Source organism: Streptomyces endocoffeicus, from assembly GCF_016741935.1.
Lineage (GTDB): Bacteria > Actinomycetota > Actinomycetes > Streptomycetales > Streptomycetaceae > Streptomyces > Streptomyces endocoffeicus.
In genome coordinates this window covers 12405-29057 of sequence record NZ_JAERRG010000031.1, presented here as the reverse complement: position 1 = coordinate 29057, position 16653 = coordinate 12405, and the positions used below count along the sequence as shown (strand labels likewise).

Below are 16653 nucleotides of genomic sequence, written 5' to 3'. Positions count from 1 at the left end.
CCGCCGGACCGGCTTCTCCACCCCTGACCCCACAGAGATCGGCAGGAAGCCGTGAACCCCTTCGACGACCCGGACGGCACCTTCCTCGTCGTGGTCAACGACCAGAACCAGCAAGCCCTGTGGCCCACCTTCGCCCCGGTGCCCGACGGATGGCACGAGACGCACCCGGCCGCACCCCGGGACGTGTGCCTGGACCACATCGAGCGCACCTGGACCGACCTCGCCCCCGGCGGCCCGACCCGGCCCGCGGATCCGGCCACCGGCTGAGCCGCCCCGACCGGCCGCCGACCCGCACCGGCGCTGTCCGGGCGGCGGTGCGGGTCAGCCCGCCCCACCGTCGAGCAGCCACGTGGCGATCAGGTACATCGAGGCGCGGCCCATGACCTTCTCGAACTCCATGCGCTCCACGCGGACCTCGCTGTGCAGTTCGGCCTTTGGACAGTTGGAGGGCGCGCACGCTGAGGCCGACGCTGTCGGCGTCCGCGGCCGCCACCGGCAGGCCGGAAGGGCGCCATCGACCGTCACCGTGTTCCAGTGGCGCTTGTTCATGTGCCACCCCGGGACGATCAGCTCCGGATGCCCCTCACGGAGCCGACCCGCCTCCGCCGGGTCGCACTTCAGATTCACCGTGAGCGGACGGGCGTCCAGCGTCGTCAGGGCGAAGATCTTGCCGGCCACTTTGAAGGTCGACACCTCCGGGTGCCGGGAGGCACGAGCGTCAAGATCCACGGCAAGACCAGCCCTCCCTATGTGCGGATCTCAAGGGGAGGCAGCCGGTGCAGCTGCTGGTGCGGCGCCTGAACGGGGCGCGCACCCGGGATCCCGGGTCGAGAGATCCGAAGCAGTCGGTGATACCGCGCGCCGACCTGGATCGCCGCAGTCCACCATGGATGGTGACCTTGACCGTTCGGCCTCGTGGACCTGACCAGCGCCCCGCTGACTTACCGGTTCGATCCGTAGTACCCTTTCGATAGGTAGATCCGAGGGTGTCACGACGGGAGGGCCGTCGCATGCCGGCAGCAGGCGAGACAGAGCGCGCCCCGAACATCGCCAAGAACGTATGGCACGCCGCAGGCCGCCGTGCCAAGAACGAAGGCCTACCCCTCATCTGGGTGGCCTCCCGAGCGCTCACCGACTACGCTGCCGGGACTCTCGCGCTACCGCGCACCTCTCCGGACCCTGAGGCGCGCAACCGGCGAGGCCGCACCATCTTCACCACTGATGCCGTATGGCACGCAGCCAACGAGCGCCGCACAAAGGACACGGTCCGGTCCATGTCCGCCCTCGTCGAGATCCTGCTGGACGCCTACGCCCGAGGCGAGGTCCACACCCACGCCCGCATGGTCACCACCGGCCAGCGCGATGCCTTCGTCTCCGCCGGCACCCCCGACGGCCCCACGGGCGCTACGCGCTCCACACTGTCCGTAGCCTGACCGCCACCATCGAAGGAATGCCGCTCATGACTGCCGCGCCGCTCGGCCCAGGGGCCGTGCCCCCCATGCCGGACAGGACGCCCAAAGCGCTCCGCGCCGCCATCGCCCAGCACGCGCCGCAACTCCTCGTCGACTTCGACCGGCATTGGCGTCGCGACATCGCCGATGCCTACGACCTGGCGCCGGTCCCCGCCTTCATGGCCCGCTGGTGGGGTGAATTCGCCGTCTCCCGTGACCCGCGCCTGGAGGCGAAAGTGCACGCCCTGGAGGACGAGGCCGACCGGGAGCCCGACTACAGCCGCGCCAAAGCCCTCATCGAGGAAGCCGGGAACCTTCGCCGTCAGGCAGCGCAGGCGGAACCCGGCCAGTGACCGACAGTTTCATGGGGCCGCCCTGGCAAGCGGACTGGACCAAGAAGGCCGAGGAAGACCGCGACGCCCTCCCAGAAGCGGCCCGCACCCTGGTATACGCCGCCCGCGCCGAACTCGTCACCGCCGCCGACCCCTACTTTCGGGGCATCGACACCGACCGGGACCTTCCAGCCGGGATGAGCGTGGAACCGGCCCAGTCCACCCGCCCCGGCGGTCAGCACGTCCTCTACTTCGACCACGGACGTGGCTGGCTGCGGTACCAATTCACCAGGAGAACCACCGACCCTCAGCTCGTGATCGAAGAGTGCTTCTGGCAGTGAGCCGATCGCACCGCTCGCTCCCTGACGGCCGATCGACACTTGCCCGGTGTCGACAGGCGCCGTCCCGTCAGGCTCATCCCTTGAGCCCGAGCTGCACACAAGTTGCCGCGTGTGATCAGTTCTCTGCCGGACATCGGCCATGTCAGGGGCGCCGAGACCCGCTCGGAGTCACGACGGTGTCGGCGGTCGTCAACGCCACATACCCCCGGGGCCGCACGGCGGGCCGCACCGAGTGGATCGCCGCGAGTTGACGGGCCAGCAGAGGGACACGCGTCTCCAAACCCTCATCGTCGAGGACCGTCCGGCCCGCCAGATGTGTCATAAGGAGCGACGGATACTCGCAATGCGCGGCGGTCGGATCAACCGCGACCAGCCCAGGAGCCGAGACACCGGTCCCCGCCAGCAGGGTCAGGGCGTCGGCCTCCCTGCTCAGCCAGTCCTCGGCGCGCTCCATACAGAACGGGTCGACTCACAGCAGGACGACGCACCCGCGTTCCTCCAGCTCAGTGAGCAAACGGTGGGAAGGCTCGCAGGTGTTCCAACGAAGATCCAGCTTCTCCAGGGCAGGCATCCGTGCGACCCAGTCCGGAACCTGGACGATGTGGTTGCTGCGGAGGTCGAGTTGCCGAAGCCGGGGGAGACCGGCCAGCGACTCGGGCAGTTCGGTGAATGCGTTCTCACGCAGGTCCAGGTGCCGCAGTTCACGCAGACCGGTCACCGTCGATGGCAAGGCGCTGAGCGCGTTCCCTCGCAGCCAGAGTTCACGCAGCTTGCGGAGGCAGCCGATGGTCTCAGGCAATCCGGTCAGCCGATTGTGCTGGGCTCGGAGCTCGATCAGTTCCGTCATCCCGCTGACGGTCTCGGGCAAGGCGGCGAGAGGATTCTCGCCGACGTTGAGGTAGCGCAGCCGCGTCAGGTTTCCCAGCGTGTCCGGGAGCTGGGACAAGTTGTTGTCGTGCAGGTAGAGGCAGCCGGTGAGGCCGATCAGGGCGCCCAGAGAATCGGGAAGCGACGTGAGTTTGTTGTGGCCGAGATCCAAAGTGGTCAGGCTGTCCAGTTGTCCGATCCTCGGGGAGAGGGTCGTGAGGCCGTTGTCGGCCAGGATCAGCACCCGGAGCTCGGTGCGCTGCCAGACCGACTCGGGCACCTCTCCAAGCTGCTGGCGCCAAAGGTTGAGTGTGGGCTGCACGGCCCCATCCTTCCCTCATGTAGGTCGAGACCGGGCCTCGACATGATGGATGCATGCCGTGAATCGACGCTGACCGTCGCCTCCCCGTGATGGGCCCAGCCAGAATTTATATCGCGATATAGCGTTAGTCTTCTTCTCGCGCCGCTGCCTGCGTCGCGCGGAGACGTTCAACAGGACCAGGATGGAAGTATGTCGGGAGAGATTTCGCCCACCGGGAAGCGCTCCGACTCCGACTCGTCGCCCGAGCTGAGGGCCTCTCATGCGGACCGGGACCGGGTGGTGGACGTGCTGCGCATTGCGGCGGGGGATGGTCTGCTGACCGCGGACGAGTTGGACGAGCGTCTGGAAGCTGCCCTGTCGGCGCGTACCGTCAGCGAGCTGACCGAGCTGACTGCTGACCTGCCGGCCGTGTCCGCTTCGACCGGGACGGCCGTAGCGGAGGTCAAGGACGTACTCCGGATCGAGGGGATTCACAGCGGTGCGGTCAAACGCGTGGGGCGCTGGGTGGTGCCGCGGAGGCTGGAGCTGGCCACCGCGTGGTGTGAGGTGACGCTCGACTTCACTCAGGCGGTGATCACGCAGGACACCTTGCGGATCGACATGAACACGGCAGGCAAGAGGCTGACGCTGATCACCAAGCCGGGCATCGTGGTCGATGCCGGTGCCCTGAGCCTGGTACACAGCAAGATCAAGATTCGTGAGGCTCTGGACCACGGGACGCCGATAACGCTGCGCGTGGAGCTGGTCGGCACGGCTACCCACGGCCGCGTGGTGGTGCGGCCCGCACGGCGGACGTTCGGACAGTGGCTGCTGCGCAAACCCGCAGGCGATTGACTCCATCGTGGTGAGCGGCTGCGATCCGACGGTCGGTTTCATCGAGCACCTGTCGCATGATCTGCCCATGGGCCGATCCGCTGGCGTGTTTCCTGAGCAAGGGCCTGTGAAATGGCAGTGAATACCCGCACGGCGTCTACACCAGTCTCGTCACCGAACGACACCTTCGGGATCCGACACCTTCGAGATGAGGGAGAAGACGATGACTGATCACGGAGCCGACCTGCTGATCCGCGCCGGCGCGCTGCACACCCTGGTGCCCGGTCAGGCCCCGCGGCGGGCACTGGCCGTACGCGGCGACCGTATCGCCGCCGTGTCCGCCGACCCCAACGGCCTCGACCATCTGGTGAGCGCGGGCACGGAGGTGCACGACCTGCCCGGCGCCACCGTGCTGCCCGCCTTCGACGACACCCACACCCACCTGATCTTCGCGGCGCTGGGTGCCCACGACGTCCCCGTCCACCGGGCCCGGAACATCCCCGAGTTCCTCGACCTGATCCGGCAGCGGGCCGCCGTCACCCCCCAGGGCGAGTGGATCCGCACCACCACCAACTGGCAGGAACTCAACCTGGCCGAGCGCCGCATGCCCACCGCGGCCGAACTCGACCAGGCCACCGACCGGCACCCGGTCCTCGTCAAGCGCGGTGGCCACAACGACGTCGTCAACACCTACGCGCTGCGCGTGGCGGGCATCACCGAGCAGACCCCCGTACCGCCGGGCGGCACCATCGGCCGCGGCGCCGACGGCAAGCTGGACGGCCGGTTGATCGACAACGCCCTGCACCTGGTGGAGCACCTGGTCCCGGCCCCCGACCGGGCCGAGCGCATCGACGGACTGCGCCCGCCGGCACGCTGGTGATGGAGCACGGCGGCCTGGCCGGCCCCGAACAGCGCGCTCGCGCCGTCGCCCTGGGCGTCCCCGTCACCATCCAGCAGCCGCTGCTGCACGACACCGCCGAGGTGGAGGAGGGCTTCTGGGGCCCCGAACGCGTCGCCCGGCTCTTCCCCGCCCGAGGCTGGATCGACCTGGGAGCCCAGGTCAGCGCCGGATCCGACTTCCCTGTCGGCCAGTTCGGCGCCATGCGCTCCGTCTGGGGCATGACCACCCGGCAGACCGTCATCGGCGTCAAGGGCCCCGAACACGCCATCACCTACGACGAAGCCCTCACCCTGCACACCACCAACGCCGCCCGACTGCTCGGCGAGGAGCACCTGCGCGGCACCCTCACCCCCGGCCGCCTCGCCGACCTCACCATCTGGGACCAGGACCCCGCCCACTGCTCCGGTGACACCCTGCGCGACCTCGACCCCACCCACACCTTCGTCGGCGGCCTCCTGGTCGCACCCATCGGTAAGCGGTAAGCGGTAAGCGGGACGTGGCGGGTTTCGGGACCGACGGTCCGGCAGGGGCTGTTCGGCCTCGTCACGAACTGGCGTGGAAGCGGCGGATCGCGGGCCGGGAAGGCGTCTGTTCAGGAGCCGGCGGCGGCGCGTGTGACGAGGTCGGCGATGCGGGTCCACATCTGTGGCGGGTTGGAGTACATCGGGAAGTGGGCGCAGTGATCGATCTCGGCGAGTTCGACGCCGCCCTCGGCCAGGGCGGGGAGATAGGTCAGGGTGTTGTTCTGCTCCCCGTACATGAACATCTTCGGCGCGGGGAGTCCGAGGAACCGGTCGAGCAGCTTGCCATGGTCGGAGAGGTCGACCATGGACTCGAAGATCGCCCTGACAGCTCCGGCCCGGACCTTGTGGGAAAGGCTCGACGAGTACAGGGCGCCGCCGTAGAAGCGTGAGTCCCCGACGCGTTCGGCGAACCGGGCCAGGAAATCGTCGGGATCGTCGTGGGAGTGGGTGACGATCTGTCGGCTGAGGAAGCAGTCCTCGGGTGCGAGGTTGCCCTCGATGTTGGTGAAGCTCGCGGCCCTGCTGGGGTCGCCGTCGGCGAGCAGGAGTGCGGTCAGGCCGCCCATCGAGTGCCCGACGAGGTGGAACCGGCCGATCTGCCGCGCCTGGAGGACCTGCTCGGCGACGGAGACGAGAAAGGGGATGGAGACGGCGTCGAGGTCCGCACAGGTGCTGGCGCCGCAGCCGGGCGCGTCGTAGGCCAGGACAGGGCGGTCGGCGAGCGGTTCCTGCTGGACCACGTCCGCGTAGTCCTCCTTTGCCGAGCCGAAGCCGTGGAGGAACATCAGGGGCGTGCCGGTGCCGCCGCGGTGGAGGCCGGACACCTCGACGCGGGTACCGCCGACGGTGAGGGGGAGCGTGAAGCGTTCGAGTTTCCTGACGGGGCTCATCGGGCCTCCTCCAACTGTTGTACGGCCGGCTCGTGTTCCGTGGGTCCGAGGGCGGTCCGCAGTCGCTCGGCCGCGGTGATCAGCGTCGCGTCGTCGACGGCGAAGCACATACGGATGCGTTCGGGGGCGTTGAACGCCTCGCCGGGTACGACCGCGAGATGGGCGGTGTCGAGGAGCCACGCGGCGAGGTCGGCGCTGCTGGACCAGCCGCGGTCGCGGAGGAGCGTACCGGTGTCGGCCATGGCGGCGAGGGCGGCCCGATGGTTGACCGTGGGGACGTGGGTGATGGTGCGGGCCACATGGAGCCGTGCCGAGGCGATGATCTCCGGTGGTGCCGCGAGCCGGCCGACGCGCCAGCCGGTCATGGCGTGTTCCCTGGACACTCCGCCCACGACGAGGTACGGCCGCGCGCCTGTGGAGCCACGCGCAGGATCGACCGGTAGGCGCCGGTGGCCGCCTGGGGCTCTCCGGCGGCGAGGGAGATGACGTCGGCGCCCTGGTCTCGGAGTTCTTGGGCCTTGGCGGCCACGGCGAAGATCGGGTTGTCCGTCATCGGGTTGTCACCGCCCGGGTGGCTTCGAAGTTGTTGTACAGGTCGAGGGTGCTGTGGCCGTCCCGCACCTGCTTCATCAGCTCCTTCTCGTGGGCCACGCGCGCGTCGGCGCGGTCGAGGATCCGCTCGGTGTCGGACGCGGGCAGCGCCACGACTCCGTCGACGTCCCCGACGACGAGGTCTCCGGTGTGGACCGTGACGCCACCGACCTCGACGGGGCCCCCGAACACGCCGCGGAAGTCCTTGTGGGTGCCGAGGATCGCGTTGTTGCGCGAGAAGACCGGGAAGCCGAGCGCCTCGGTCTCCGCCGCGTCGCGTACGCCGCCGTCGATGAGCAGGCCCGCGATCGCCCGGTGCTGGGCGGCCACGGTGAGGATCTCGCCCCAGTGGCCGAAGCGGGCGCCGCCGAGGTCGGCGACCAGGACGGATCCGGGCGGGGCCTGCGGTATGGCGTGGTGCAGGGCGAGGTTGTCGCCGCCGGCGCCCTGCACGGTGAACGCCGGGCCGCACAGCCGGGCACCGGCCCACAGCGGGCGGATCTCCGGGGACAGCGCCACGGAGAGTCCGGAGGCCTCGGACAGGGTCGCGCTGGAGTGGCCGCGGGCGAGGTCATTCGTGCTCATGAGGCGTCCTTCCGGGTCTGCAGCGAGTGGTAGCCGTGCAGCGCCCGCGCCTCGGCGAGGGTGGCGCCGCCGCGGACGGCCTCGACGATGGCGTCTTCGACGCGGTCGATACGGCGGGCGAGGTCCGCGACCTCGTCCCAGCGGGCGGCCGGGACGACCACGGCGCCGTCGTCGTCGGCCACGAGGATGTCGCCGGGGCGGATGAGGACGCCGTTGATGGTGACGGCCGTCTGGATCGCGGCCACCCGGACGCGGTCCTTGCCGGTGCGCATGAAACGGGAGACCGACCAGATCGGGTATCCGGCGTCGGTCGCGACGGCGACATCGCGGCAGGTGCCGTTGATGACGGTGCCCGCGACGCCGCGGTCGTGGGCGACCTGGCTCATGATGCCGCCCCACACCGTGCAGTCGGTGCGGCCGGCGTTGTCGATCAGGATCACCGCGCCGGCGGGGACGTCGTCCAGGAAGTCGCCCACCGTGCCGCCGGCCTCGTCGACCGGTTCGTAGCTGACGGTGAAGACCGGGCCGACGGTCCGCCGGCCCTGGCGCAGGGCTCCGATGCCGTGCAGGGAGCCGGGGAGTCCGAGCGAGTCGAGGGCGTCGGAGACGGACGCGGTGGACAGGCCGGTGGCGAGGTTCGAGGTGGTGACGGGGGCATTCATCGGACCGGCTCCCTCTCTCCGGCGAGGCGGGTGTCCTCTCCGGCGAGGCGGGCGTCGTGCATGGCCCGGGAGAGGGGCGCGCCCGCGCGCACTTCGTCCGCGATGGCGCGCTCCCGGGCGACGATCGCTGTGGCGATCTCCACGACTTCCTCGGCCCGGTCCCGCGGGACGGCGACGAGACCGGTCTCGTCGGCGACGACGACGTCGCCCTGTTCCACGGTGAGCCCGGCGACGCTGATCGGCTCGCCGGTGGAGCGCTGCCGCAACCTGCCCCGGGCCGTGGCCGGGACCGAGCCCAGCGAGAACACCGGGAAGCCCAGCTCGCGAGCCTCCGCCACGTCGCGGCACACGCCGTCGGCCACGACACCGCGAACACCGCGACGGGCCGCGCCCAGGCTTAGGATGCCGCCCCAGCAGGACACATCGGTGCGGCCCTGGTTGTCAACGACGATCACGCTCTGGTCGTCCGAGCTCTCGACGGCAGTGGTGGCGATGTGGGCTCCGGAAGGGCCTTCGGTGCGAGGTTCGAGTCCCACGGTGACGGCGAATCCCACGACGGCCGCGGGACCCCACACCGGACGGATGCCGCCGACTCCGGGGGGCAGCCCGAGCCGGTCGAGCGCATCGCTGACCGCGGCGGAGTCGAGTGCCGCGAAGCGGTCCAGAAGTGATGAGTGGCTCATGGCCCCACTTCAACAGCCTCCAGATATATTCGGAAGGTCTGATTTCCTCTATCAGTAAGAGGCTGAGCGAATCATGGTCGAGATCCGGCAGGCCCGGTATTTCGTCGCGGTCGCCGAAGAACTCCACTTCGGCCGTGCGGCCAGGCGGCTGCAGATGTCCCAGCCACCGCTGTCCCAGGCCATCAAGCAGCTTGAACAGCAGCTCGGCTGCGAACTGCTGCACCGCACCCAGCGGTCGGTCGCCCTCAGCCCCGCCGGAACCGTGTTCCTGGACCACTGCCGTGCCCTCATCCGGCACGCCGAGGAAGCCGAAACCGCCGCCCGGCAGGCCGCCACCGGGCGCGGCGGACGACTCAGCCTGGGCGCCGTCGCCTCCGCCTTCTCCTGGCCCCTGCCGCTCGTGCTGGAGCGGTTCCACGAGGCCATGCCGGACGTCGAGATCCGCACCCAGGAGATCGACACCCACGAGGCCGCGGCGGGGCTCCTCGACCACTCGCTCGACTGGGCGATCGTGCGCCAGACCGCCCCGGTGCGCGGCACCACCGCGACCTCACTCTTCGCCGACCGGTTCGTCGCGGCCCTGCCCCTCCACCACCCCGCCGCCCATGCCACCGGCCCGCTGGACCTGGCGGACCTCGCGGACAGCCCGTGGGTGTGGCTGCACCGCCATATCTCGCCCGACTACCACGACGCCATGGCGGCCATGTGCCGAGCGGCCGGATTCAGCCCTCTCCCGGCCCACTGGGCACGGTCGGTGACCTCGCAGATCGCCATGGTCGAATGCGGGCTCGGCGTCACCATCGTCCCTGCCGCGGCATCGGCATCACGACCTGCCGTCCGTTTCAGACCGCTCTGTCACGCGACGGCGACCATCGAACTCACCGCCATGACGAGATCCACCCCTGGTGCGCTGGCCGAACGCGTCACAGCCATCGCGGCGCAGCTGACCACGGCGCAGGCACCGCCGTCGCACAACTAACTGCGGAAACGACCTCTGATTCGTGTTCGGTGTTTCTGCTGTGACAGCCGTGGTAGCACTCCCGCCTAATCCGGAGTTAAGAGCGGTCCGGAGGGGAGACGAGCCCAGCCGACTGTTCGAGTGGTGGTGGTCGTGCGGGCGCCGGGATGATGCCTACTCACACCCCGTTCCCGTTGAAGACTGCTGTGAGACCGAGCGCGTCACGGCGCCTCCCCGGCCACCACCACGCTGCCCTTACAGGTGGTGGCGCTCACGGGTGCCGGACGGATACCCAACAGCATCCTGGCCGCGATGCCTCGCTGGAGACTGGTGGCGTCCGGCGCCTTCGCGGCAGCCACCGCTGACCCACGCGAGGGCACGGTATTGGCGGCCCTGTGGGCACCGGACGGACGCCTGCTTCCCGCTGGGCGCTCGACGCCTTCCGTCAGACAGTGCGGCGTCCGGGGCCTTCACGGCCGTCACCACCAGCGGTAATGAGTTCGTGGCGTGCTGCGTGGACGCCGTACGGACGCCTTCGCGAGTCAGGGCCTTTGTGATGCCTCTCGGCAGACCGTGCGGCGGTCGGCGTTCCCGCAGCACACCGCGCCCGGACAGGTGTTGGCGCCCGTCGGCGCTGGACGGACGCTTGACGTCCCTCCGGGCACGTGATGCCTACCGAAAGATCGACGCCATCCAGCGTCGCCGAGCGTCAACACCCGTCGAAAGACCACTCGTTGGTGTTTGGTGGTGCGAGCCCGCTCCACGGTGACCTCTTGTGAAGCCCGAGCCGTTCGAGCTCCCGCATAGACCGAGGCCCGTGGGGCTAGCTGGTGCCACGAACGGCTACTGAGGTGGCGGACCGGCCATGAGGCCGAGTCCTGGGATTAGGTCGCCGCGTGGTTCCGCACGACCTCGTGACCAGCAAAAACAGTACGACGGAGGGGAAAGTATTGATCTACTCCGGCATCGACTGGGCCGAGCGAACACACGACGTCGCCCTGGTCGACGACAGCGGCCAGTTACTGGCCAAGCGGCACATCACCGACGACGCGGCTGGCTACAAGATCCTGCTGGATCTGCTCGCCGAGTACGGCGACACCGAGGAGAACCCGATCCCGGTCGCGATCGAGACCTCTCGGGGACTGCTGGTCGCGGTGCTGCGGACCGGCAAGCGGCAGGTGTTCGCGATCAACCCGATGGCCGCCGCCCGCTACCGGGACCGCCACAGCGTCTCCCGCAAGAAGTCCGACCCTGGCGACGCCCTGGTCCTGGCCAACATTCTGCGCACCGACATGCGCCCTCACCGGCCGTTGCCGCAGGACAGTGACCTGGCCCGCGCGGTCGCCGTGCTCGCACGCGCCCAGCAGGACGCCACCTGGAACCGGCAGCAGATCTCCAACCAGCTGCGCTCGCTGCTGCGGGAGTACTACCTCTCCGCGTTGGCCGCCTTCGAGTCCTGGCGCAACGGTCTGTGCCGACCGGAGGCCCACGAGCTCCTCAAGGCGGCTCCGACGCCCACCCGAGCCGCGCAGCTCTCGCGCACGCAGCTGCAGGCGGCTCTGAAGCGAGCGGGCCGCCAGCGCGGCATCGCTGTCGAGGCTGAACGGCTCCGGGAGGTCTTTCGCTCCGACTGGGCTCACCAGCCGGCACTGGTCGAGGACGCGCTCGGCAAGCAGATGCTCGCGCTCCTGGCCCAGCTCCAAGCCGCCTGCACCGCCGGGGTAGGCGGTGTGTTCGTCGAACAGCTTGTGGTGCTGGAGGCAGTGGTAGAGGTGTCCGAGCATGCGGTTGAAGAGGTTCCTCTGGGCTGCGGCATGCCAGTCGCCCTGGTCGTCGCGGCGCCTGCGGTAGTGGGCTTTGGCGCCTGGTGAGGCGGTGATGGCGGAGAAGGCCCATAAGTAGCCGGCGTGGTTGAGACGGTCGTTCTTGACCCACCGGCGGGTGATGCTCGACTTCTTGCCGGAGGCCCTGGTGATGGGTGAGGCGCCGGCGTATGCCTTCAGGCCGCGGGTGCCGGCGAACCTGGTGCGGTCGTCTCCGATCTCGGCGAGCACCCGGGCGCCGATCTGAGCGCCGAGGCCGGGGAAACTGGGGATGATCTCAGCGTCCGGGTGCTGAGGGAAAGCCTCTTCGACCGCCTTGGCCAGGTCGTCGGCGTCGAACTCGCCGCGGGCAGTGACCTCTGACAAGTGATCTCGACCGATTGCCAGGCGACTTTGACCGTTTCTAGTCGCCACCGCTGGTGGTCCGGTTCCCGCTCCGGCGCCGGCGCTTCTGGGAGCGACGCACGAGCTCGCTCGCGGCGAGCGTCACGGTCGCCACGCGGCGGACCCAGCGGGGTCCGCCGCGCTCCGCCCACACCACACATGCACACCCGCCGACGGCGAGCACTAAGACGCCGAGCAGCACCAGATTGATCATGTTCTTCACCTCTGCGTTCAGTTGTACGGTCCTGCTGATGGTCTCAGAGCAGGAAGGGCCCCAACGGGATGTCCGGCCGAAACGACATCTGGCCCACTGCCTCTCCCCTTCACGCTGGAGGACCATCGGTCAAGATCAAGTGACAGAGGACTGCTGGTCGTCAAAATCTCCTGGCCAACGGCCAAGATCTCATGTCAGAGGACAGGCAGCTTGACACGTTAGGCGCCTGAGGTGACTGACGGGCTGTCTCTGCCCAGGGCCGCTGGGGTGGGCCGTCGTGCGGTTCAGAGGACCTTGAGGAGGCGTTCGGCCAGGTGGGATGCTGATGCGGGGTTCTGTCCGGTGTACAGGTTGCGGTCGACTACTGTGTAGGGCTTCCACTTCTCGCCCTTGGTGAAGTCGACGCCGAGTGCGATGAGTTCGGTCTCCAGCGTCCAGCGGGCCCTCTTGGCGAGGCCGACTTCCTCCTCTTCCTCGTTGGTGAAGCCGGTGACCCGGTAGCCGGCGAAGGGCGATTTCCCGTGGATCCTGGTCGCCAGCATCGCTGCCGGGGCGTGGCAGACGATGGCCAGGGGTTTGCCGGAGGGCAGGGCCGCCGTCAGCAGGCGGCCGGCGTCGGCGTCGACGCTCAGGTCTTCCATGGGCCCGTGGCCGCCGGGGAAGTAGAGAGCGTCGTAGTCGTCCAGCCGGGCATCCGCGAGGTGGATCGGGCGCCGCATCACCTCCGCGGAGCGGATGATGGCCTCCAGATCGAGTGCGGTCTGCGCGCTGCCCGCCATATCGGGCCGCAGGCTCATCATGTCCACCGTCGGAACGGCTCCGCCGGGGGTGGCGACGGTGATCTCATGGCCCGCCTCGGTGAGGGCCTTGTACGGGGCGGCGAACTCCTCGGCCCAGTAGCCGGTCGCGTGCCTGGTGCCGTCCTTGAGAGTCCAGTACGGCGTGCCGGTCATCACGAATAGTATCTTGGCCATCACGCAACCGCCTTCCTGTCAGGATTCGGCATGGTTAGCGCATGTATCTCCTTTAAAGCATGGTATGGGCAGGCGGTGGTCCGCCACACCTGCGGTGGCCATGGGCACGTAAAGCCGGGTGCCACGAGCCCGAAGGATCGGACATGACCCAGCGCTACGACCCCTACAGCGCGCTTCCTGCGGTGCCGGAGTTCGCGCTTCGCAGCACCGACATCGCCGACGGTGCGACCCTGGCCGTCGCCCAGCGCAGCAGCCTGTTCGGCAGGCCGGGCCAGGACCGCTCCCCGCACCTGGCCTGGGACGGCCATCCGGCCGGGACCCAGAGCTTCGCGGTCACGTGCTATGACCCGGACGCACTGACGGTCAGCGGCTTCTGGCACTGGGCAGTCCTCGACATCCCCGCCTCGGTGACCGAGTCGCCCGCAGGAGCGGGCGATGCCGGAGGGCAGCACCTGCCCGCTGGCGCGAAAACGCTGGCCAACGACGCGGGCCGGCACGGCTACCTCGGCGCCGCACCCGAGCCCTGATGGCCAGTCCGTGGATCGCTGCCACGACTGGCGGCTCGGGTGCGGACTCGGTCTATTACCACCCTGGCTGTTGTTGGCTGGACGTGATCCGGGCCCTACGGGTCCAGCGCATCCAACGTCGGTGGGGCGTGAGCCGGGCGCCCGGGGAAGACACGGCGGTCGGACGGAGTTGACCATTGCCGTTGTCGCACTCTGAAAAGAAGGAGCGGTCATGGCGGGAGCGTTGATCATCGGGGCGGGGCAGGGGATCGGGCAGGCGGTGGCTCGGCGGTTCGCCCGGGAGGGACTGCCGGTCGCCCTGATCGCGCGGAGGAAGGAAACGGTGGTGGCGGCGGCCGAGTCCATCGGCTCCCTGGGCGTACGGGCTCTGCCGCTCACCGCCGACGCCGCCGACGAGACCGCCCTGCGCACCGCTCTGGACACCGCCGCTGGTGAACTCGGCGAACCTGACGCCGTGGTCTACAACGCGGCCGTCATCCGGCCGGACACCATCGGCGAGCTCCCGCTCCGCGATCACCTGGACACCTACGCGGTCAACGTTCTCGGCGCCCTCACCGCGGCCTCGCACACCCTGCCCGGGATGGCACGGCGCGGTCGGGGAACGTTCGTTGTCACCGGCGGGATGCCGGAGATGAAGCCGCAGTACGTGAGTCTGTCGCTGGGCAAGGCCGGGGTACGGGCGCTGGTCGAGCTGCTCGACGCGGAGTACGGGCCGTCCGGTGTGCACGTCGCCACCGTCACCGTCGGCGGAGTAGTCGCGCCCGGGACGGCGTACGACCCTGACGACATCGCCGAGCACTACTGGCGCCTGCACACCCAGCCGCGCGGCCAGTGGGAGCGCGACGTCTTCCACTGAGCGAGCCGCCGGCCGCCGGGCCAGATCACCGACTCGCTCAGGGCCGCCGCGTCGTGTACCTCGGTGGCGGTCATGGGCGGGGAGCGGAAGCCGTCGAGGGTGAGGGCGAGGTGGCGGCGCCAGGCGCGCGGCGCCGAGGCGTGGGTCGCCTCGATCACGCGCGTGTGGGACCAGAACACCAGGGCCAGGTCCTCGGCCGTGACGTCCCGCGAGCGCTTCGGGGCCGTGGACATGGTCTCGTTCGCCCCGGTGACCAAGACGCCCAACGTCGGCGTCGACATCGTCGGGCCGGAGGCCATGACGGTCGAGAACACCCAGGCGCAGCCGGACGTGCAGCTGCACGGCGCGATCAGGACGGTCCGCCGGATCCTGCCGGAGATGGTCGAGCGCGGCAGCGGGACCCCGCTGTTCACCACGGCGTACACGGCGGGGGAGCCCCTGCCGTTCGTGGCGAACTTCGGGATCGCCGGCCCCGCCGTGCGTTACGACGCGCGGACGCTGCACAGCGCCGAGGCCGGGAAGGGCGTGCACGTGGTCCACATTTCCGTCAACGCCTACATCAACACCGAGCCGGGCAAACCGAGGCCGACACCATCGCCCAGCTGTACTGGGAGGCGTACACCAAGCGCGAGCAGGCGGAGCTGATCGTTCCCACCAGGGAGAGGTCCGCACCCGCCCCCTCTCCCGCGGGATTCTCTCGCACTTCCGATGGCAACACCTCTTGACTATCTCATAGGCTATGACCATGGTGATGCCACAGGTTCCTGCTGGCGTCCGCCTGTCAGGGCGACTCGCGATGAGGAGGGCACTCTTGTTGCCGCTCAGTCACAGCTCCGTTGCCGCCGAACGATTCGCCCATCGACTCGGCCAGTTGGTGAACATTGAGACGCCGTCAGGCTGCGTCAAGGGGCTGAACAGCGCCTATGACCTATTGCAAGAGTGGGCGGGGGACAGGTTGGGCCGACCTGAAAGGGTCATCCGCAAGGGTGTGCCACATCTCCACTGGCCCAACACGGACCCGACAGTGCCTCGCAGCAGGCGAGTTCTGCTGCTTGGGCATGCGGACACGGTGTGGCCCATGGGCACGCTTGAGGAGAATCCGTTCGCTGTGCGCAACGGGCGCGCCACAGGCCCGGGCGTTTTCGACATGAAGGCCGGCCTGGTCCTGGCCTTCGAAGCTCTCCGGCAGCTCGGAGATGTCGCCCACGTCAGCATGCTCGTGTCGGGCGACGAGGAGCGAGGCTCCATCACGTCACGTGCTCTCATCGAGGAGGCCGCGTCCACATGCGGAGCGGTTCTCGTGCTCGAGCCCAGCCAGGATGGGGCGGTGAAGACCGCGCGCAAGGGTGTGGCCTCGTATCGCCTCGGTATCAGCGGTCGTGCCGCGCACGCCGGTCTCGAACCGGAAAACGGTGTGAACGCACTGACCGAGCTGGCCCATCAAGTGCTGTCGATCAGCGAGCTCGCCGACCTCGGCAGAGGTACCACGGTCACTCCCACGACCGGCGGCGCCGGCACCACCGTCAACACCGTCCCGGAACAGGCTTTCGTCAATGTCGACGTGCGGGCCTGGGAGCGTGCCGAGCTGGAGCGGGTGGAGCAGTCGCTGAGGGCGCTCCAGCCGCGGCAGCCCGGCGCGGGGCTCACCTTCGAGGGAGGCGTCAACCGCGGCCCGCTGGAACGGGAAATGTCTCTTGATCTGCTCCGCACCGCCCAGGACATCGCCGAGCGGCTGGGTCTTGAGCCGATCACCGAGGCCAGGGTCGGCGGTGGCTCGGACGGTAACATCACGGCGAGTCTGGGCCTGCCCACGCTGGACGGGCTGGGACCCGACGGCGGAGGCGCACACGCCCGCCACGAGTGGGTGGACATAGCGTCCGTCGAGGACCGAGCGGCGCTGGTCGCGGGCCTCATCGCCGTCCGGGCGGCGTGACGGTAACGCCCTCCGGCCGCAT

General features: G+C 69.3%; 21 protein-coding genes and 4 pseudogenes. 13 read left to right on the top strand and 12 right to left on the bottom strand.

The genetic code is table 11. The features are described from left to right. Window positions 1-51: 51 nt before the first annotated feature. Window positions 52-267, top strand: coding sequence for an MbtH family protein (locus JK364_RS44670; RefSeq protein ID WP_201857180.1), 216 nt, complete (start codon window positions 52-54; stop codon window positions 265-267). Window positions 268-501: 234 nt separating this feature from the next. Here JK364_RS44670 and JK364_RS56090 read toward each other — a convergent pair. After that, window positions 502-699 (bottom strand): annotated as a pseudogene (locus JK364_RS56090) (MmcQ/YjbR family DNA-binding protein); the annotation flags it as partial. A gap of 311 nt (window positions 700-1010) precedes the next feature. On the opposite strand from JK364_RS56090, the gene JK364_RS44660 reads away from it, so the two are divergent. Genes JK364_RS44660 through JK364_RS44650 form a run of 3 tightly spaced genes read left to right on the top strand, consistent with a single transcriptional unit; the run spans window position 1011 to window position 2124 of the window. Beyond that, window positions 1011-1433 (top strand): hypothetical protein, encoded by a 423-nt coding sequence (locus JK364_RS44660; RefSeq protein WP_201857179.1) that lies wholly within the window; start codon window positions 1011-1013, stop codon window positions 1431-1433. Window positions 1434-1459: 26 nt separating this feature from the next. Further along, entirely contained in the window at window positions 1460-1804 is a 345-nt protein-coding gene (locus tag JK364_RS44655) for a DUF6247 family protein (RefSeq protein ID WP_201857178.1), read from the top strand. Then, window positions 1801-2124 carry a hypothetical protein gene (locus JK364_RS44650; protein ID WP_037952015.1) on the top strand — a complete coding sequence of 108 codons (324 nt, stop codon included), beginning with the start codon at window positions 1801-1803 and terminating at the stop codon, window positions 2122-2124. The genes JK364_RS44655 and JK364_RS44650 overlap by 4 nt, the downstream gene beginning before the upstream one ends. Before the next feature lie 154 nt (window positions 2125-2278). Here JK364_RS44650 and JK364_RS44645 read toward each other — a convergent pair. Then, window positions 2279-2578: pseudogene (locus JK364_RS44645) on the bottom strand (phosphotransferase); the annotation flags it as partial. 15 nt (window positions 2579-2593) lie between these two features. Beyond that, window positions 2594-3313, bottom strand: a complete 720-nt coding sequence (locus JK364_RS44640) for a leucine-rich repeat domain-containing protein (protein ID WP_201857177.1) — start codon at window positions 3311-3313, stop codon at window positions 2594-2596. Between the two features lie 189 nt (window positions 3314-3502). On the opposite strand from JK364_RS44640, the gene JK364_RS44635 reads away from it, so the two are divergent. From JK364_RS44635 to JK364_RS56080, 3 genes are all read left to right on the top strand, one after another. Next, complete coding sequence (locus tag JK364_RS44635; protein WP_201857176.1) at window positions 3503-4147, top strand: DUF1707 SHOCT-like domain-containing protein; 645 nt, start codon at window positions 3503-3505, stop codon at window positions 4145-4147. Between the two features lie 202 nt (window positions 4148-4349). After that, window positions 4350-5006, top strand: a complete 657-nt coding sequence (locus tag JK364_RS56085) for an amidohydrolase family protein (RefSeq protein WP_230993461.1) — start codon at window positions 4350-4352, stop codon at window positions 5004-5006. Beyond that, on the top strand, window positions 5006-5509 hold the full coding sequence (locus JK364_RS56080; RefSeq protein ID WP_230993460.1) for an amidohydrolase family protein: 504 nt from the start codon (window positions 5006-5008) through the stop codon (window positions 5507-5509). The genes JK364_RS56085 and JK364_RS56080 overlap by 1 nt, the downstream gene beginning before the upstream one ends. A 110-nt stretch (window positions 5510-5619) precedes the next feature. On the opposite strand, the gene JK364_RS44625 is transcribed toward JK364_RS56080, so the two are convergent. From JK364_RS44625 to JK364_RS44600, 6 genes are read right to left on the bottom strand one after another with little or no spacing between them, the layout of a single operon-like run. Then, window positions 5620-6441, bottom strand: a complete 822-nt coding sequence (locus JK364_RS44625) for an alpha/beta fold hydrolase (protein ID WP_230993459.1) — start codon at window positions 6439-6441, stop codon at window positions 5620-5622. Continuing rightward, the gene (locus JK364_RS44620; RefSeq protein ID WP_230993458.1) at window positions 6438-6806 is read right to left on the bottom strand and encodes an aminotransferase class I/II-fold pyridoxal phosphate-dependent enzyme; all 369 of its coding nucleotides are present in this window, start codon (window positions 6804-6806) and stop codon (window positions 6438-6440) included. The genes JK364_RS44625 and JK364_RS44620 overlap by 4 nt, the downstream gene beginning before the upstream one ends. Continuing rightward, the gene (locus tag JK364_RS44615; RefSeq protein ID WP_201857174.1) at window positions 6803-6994 is read right to left on the bottom strand and encodes a hypothetical protein; all 192 of its coding nucleotides are present in this window, start codon (window positions 6992-6994) and stop codon (window positions 6803-6805) included. Before JK364_RS44615 ends, JK364_RS44620 begins: the two co-directional genes overlap by 4 nt. Next, entirely contained in the window at window positions 6991-7617 is a 627-nt protein-coding gene (locus JK364_RS44610) for an RraA family protein (protein WP_201857173.1), read from the bottom strand. Before JK364_RS44610 ends, JK364_RS44615 begins: the two co-directional genes overlap by 4 nt. Next, window positions 7614-8279 carry an RraA family protein gene (locus tag JK364_RS44605; protein WP_201857172.1) on the bottom strand — a complete coding sequence of 222 codons (666 nt, stop codon included), beginning with the start codon at window positions 8277-8279 and terminating at the stop codon, window positions 7614-7616. Before JK364_RS44605 ends, JK364_RS44610 begins: the two co-directional genes overlap by 4 nt. Next, window positions 8276-8962, bottom strand: a complete 687-nt coding sequence (locus JK364_RS44600) for an RraA family protein (protein WP_201857171.1) — start codon at window positions 8960-8962, stop codon at window positions 8276-8278. The genes JK364_RS44605 and JK364_RS44600 overlap by 4 nt, the downstream gene beginning before the upstream one ends. 73 nt (window positions 8963-9035) lie before the next feature. On the opposite strand from JK364_RS44600, the gene JK364_RS44595 reads away from it, so the two are divergent. Next, on the top strand, window positions 9036-9941 hold the full coding sequence (locus JK364_RS44595; protein ID WP_201857170.1) for a LysR substrate-binding domain-containing protein: 906 nt from the start codon (window positions 9036-9038) through the stop codon (window positions 9939-9941). A 929-nt stretch (window positions 9942-10870) separates the two neighbouring features. Next, window positions 10871-11638 (top strand): annotated as a pseudogene (locus tag JK364_RS44590) (IS110 family transposase); the annotation flags it as partial. Between the two features lie 3 nt (window positions 11639-11641). Here the strand turns inward: JK364_RS44590 and JK364_RS44585 are convergent. From JK364_RS44585 to JK364_RS44575, 3 genes and pseudogenes are all read right to left on the bottom strand, one after another. Continuing rightward, window positions 11642-12163: pseudogene (locus JK364_RS44585) on the bottom strand (transposase); the annotation flags it as partial. Beyond that, complete coding sequence (locus tag JK364_RS44580; RefSeq protein WP_201857169.1) at window positions 12147-12341, bottom strand: hypothetical protein; 195 nt, start codon at window positions 12339-12341, stop codon at window positions 12147-12149. The pseudogene JK364_RS44585 and the gene JK364_RS44580, both read right to left, overlap by 17 nt. A 284-nt stretch (window positions 12342-12625) precedes the next feature. After that, entirely contained in the window at window positions 12626-13315 is a 690-nt protein-coding gene (locus JK364_RS44575; RefSeq protein ID WP_201857168.1) for a type 1 glutamine amidotransferase domain-containing protein, read from the bottom strand. A 143-nt stretch (window positions 13316-13458) separates the two neighbouring features. Here JK364_RS44575 and JK364_RS44570 point away from each other — a divergent pair, with 143 nt between their 5' ends. From JK364_RS44570 to JK364_RS44555, 4 genes are all read left to right on the top strand, one after another. Beyond that, window positions 13459-13842 (top strand): YbhB/YbcL family Raf kinase inhibitor-like protein, encoded by a 384-nt coding sequence (locus JK364_RS44570; RefSeq protein ID WP_201857167.1) that lies wholly within the window; start codon window positions 13459-13461, stop codon window positions 13840-13842. Window positions 13843-14053: 211 nt separating this feature from the next. Beyond that, on the top strand, window positions 14054-14698 hold the full coding sequence (locus JK364_RS44565) for an SDR family NAD(P)-dependent oxidoreductase (protein ID WP_201857166.1): 645 nt from the start codon (window positions 14054-14056) through the stop codon (window positions 14696-14698). Between the two features lie 72 nt (window positions 14699-14770). Beyond that, the gene (locus JK364_RS44560; protein WP_230993457.1) at window positions 14771-15343 is read left to right on the top strand and encodes an SDR family NAD(P)-dependent oxidoreductase; all 573 of its coding nucleotides are present in this window, start codon (window positions 14771-14773) and stop codon (window positions 15341-15343) included. A gap of 94 nt (window positions 15344-15437) precedes the next feature. After that, window positions 15438-16631 (top strand): M20/M25/M40 family metallo-hydrolase, encoded by a 1194-nt coding sequence (locus tag JK364_RS44555; RefSeq protein ID WP_307841584.1) that lies wholly within the window; start codon window positions 15438-15440, stop codon window positions 16629-16631. The last annotated feature ends 22 nt before the right edge of the window (window positions 16632-16653 follow it).

Bases quoted from the DNA above. Each gene is read 5' to 3' on its own strand.
- JK364_RS44660 (WP_201857179.1), top strand. From the start codon at position 1,011: ATGCCGGCAGCAGGCGAGACAGAGCGCGCCCCGAACATCGCCAAGAAC.
- JK364_RS44655 (WP_201857178.1), top strand. From the start codon at position 1,460: ATGACTGCCGCGCCGCTCGGCCCAGGGGCCGTGCCCCCCATGCCGGAC.
- JK364_RS44635 (WP_201857176.1), top strand. From the start codon at position 3,503: ATGTCGGGAGAGATTTCGCCCACCGGGAAGCGCTCCGACTCCGACTCG.
- JK364_RS56085 (WP_230993461.1), top strand. From the start codon at position 4,350: ATGACTGATCACGGAGCCGACCTGCTGATCCGCGCCGGCGCGCTGCAC.
- JK364_RS56080 (WP_230993460.1), top strand. From the start codon at position 5,006: ATGGAGCACGGCGGCCTGGCCGGCCCCGAACAGCGCGCTCGCGCCGTC.
- JK364_RS44625 (WP_230993459.1), bottom strand. From the start codon at position 6,441: ATGAGCCCCGTCAGGAAACTCGAACGCTTCACGCTCCCCCTCACCGTC.
- JK364_RS44620 (WP_230993458.1), bottom strand. From the start codon at position 6,806: ATGACCGGCTGGCGCGTCGGCCGGCTCGCGGCACCACCGGAGATCATC.
- JK364_RS44615 (WP_201857174.1), bottom strand. From the start codon at position 6,994: ATGACGGACAACCCGATCTTCGCCGTGGCCGCCAAGGCCCAAGAACTC.
- JK364_RS44610 (WP_201857173.1), bottom strand. From the start codon at position 7,617: ATGAGCACGAATGACCTCGCCCGCGGCCACTCCAGCGCGACCCTGTCC.
- JK364_RS44605 (WP_201857172.1), bottom strand. From the start codon at position 8,279: ATGAATGCCCCCGTCACCACCTCGAACCTCGCCACCGGCCTGTCCACC.
- JK364_RS44600 (WP_201857171.1), bottom strand. From the start codon at position 8,962: ATGAGCCACTCATCACTTCTGGACCGCTTCGCGGCACTCGACTCCGCC.
- JK364_RS44595 (WP_201857170.1), top strand. From the start codon at position 9,036: ATGGTCGAGATCCGGCAGGCCCGGTATTTCGTCGCGGTCGCCGAAGAA.
- JK364_RS44580 (WP_201857169.1), bottom strand. From the start codon at position 12,341: ATGATCAATCTGGTGCTGCTCGGCGTCTTAGTGCTCGCCGTCGGCGGG.
- JK364_RS44575 (WP_201857168.1), bottom strand. From the start codon at position 13,315: ATGGCCAAGATACTATTCGTGATGACCGGCACGCCGTACTGGACTCTC.
- JK364_RS44570 (WP_201857167.1), top strand. From the start codon at position 13,459: ATGACCCAGCGCTACGACCCCTACAGCGCGCTTCCTGCGGTGCCGGAG.
- JK364_RS44565 (WP_201857166.1), top strand. From the start codon at position 14,054: ATGGCGGGAGCGTTGATCATCGGGGCGGGGCAGGGGATCGGGCAGGCG.
- JK364_RS44560 (WP_230993457.1), top strand. From the start codon at position 14,771: ATGGGCGGGGAGCGGAAGCCGTCGAGGGTGAGGGCGAGGTGGCGGCGC.
- JK364_RS44555 (WP_307841584.1), top strand. From the start codon at position 15,438: ATGACCATGGTGATGCCACAGGTTCCTGCTGGCGTCCGCCTGTCAGGG.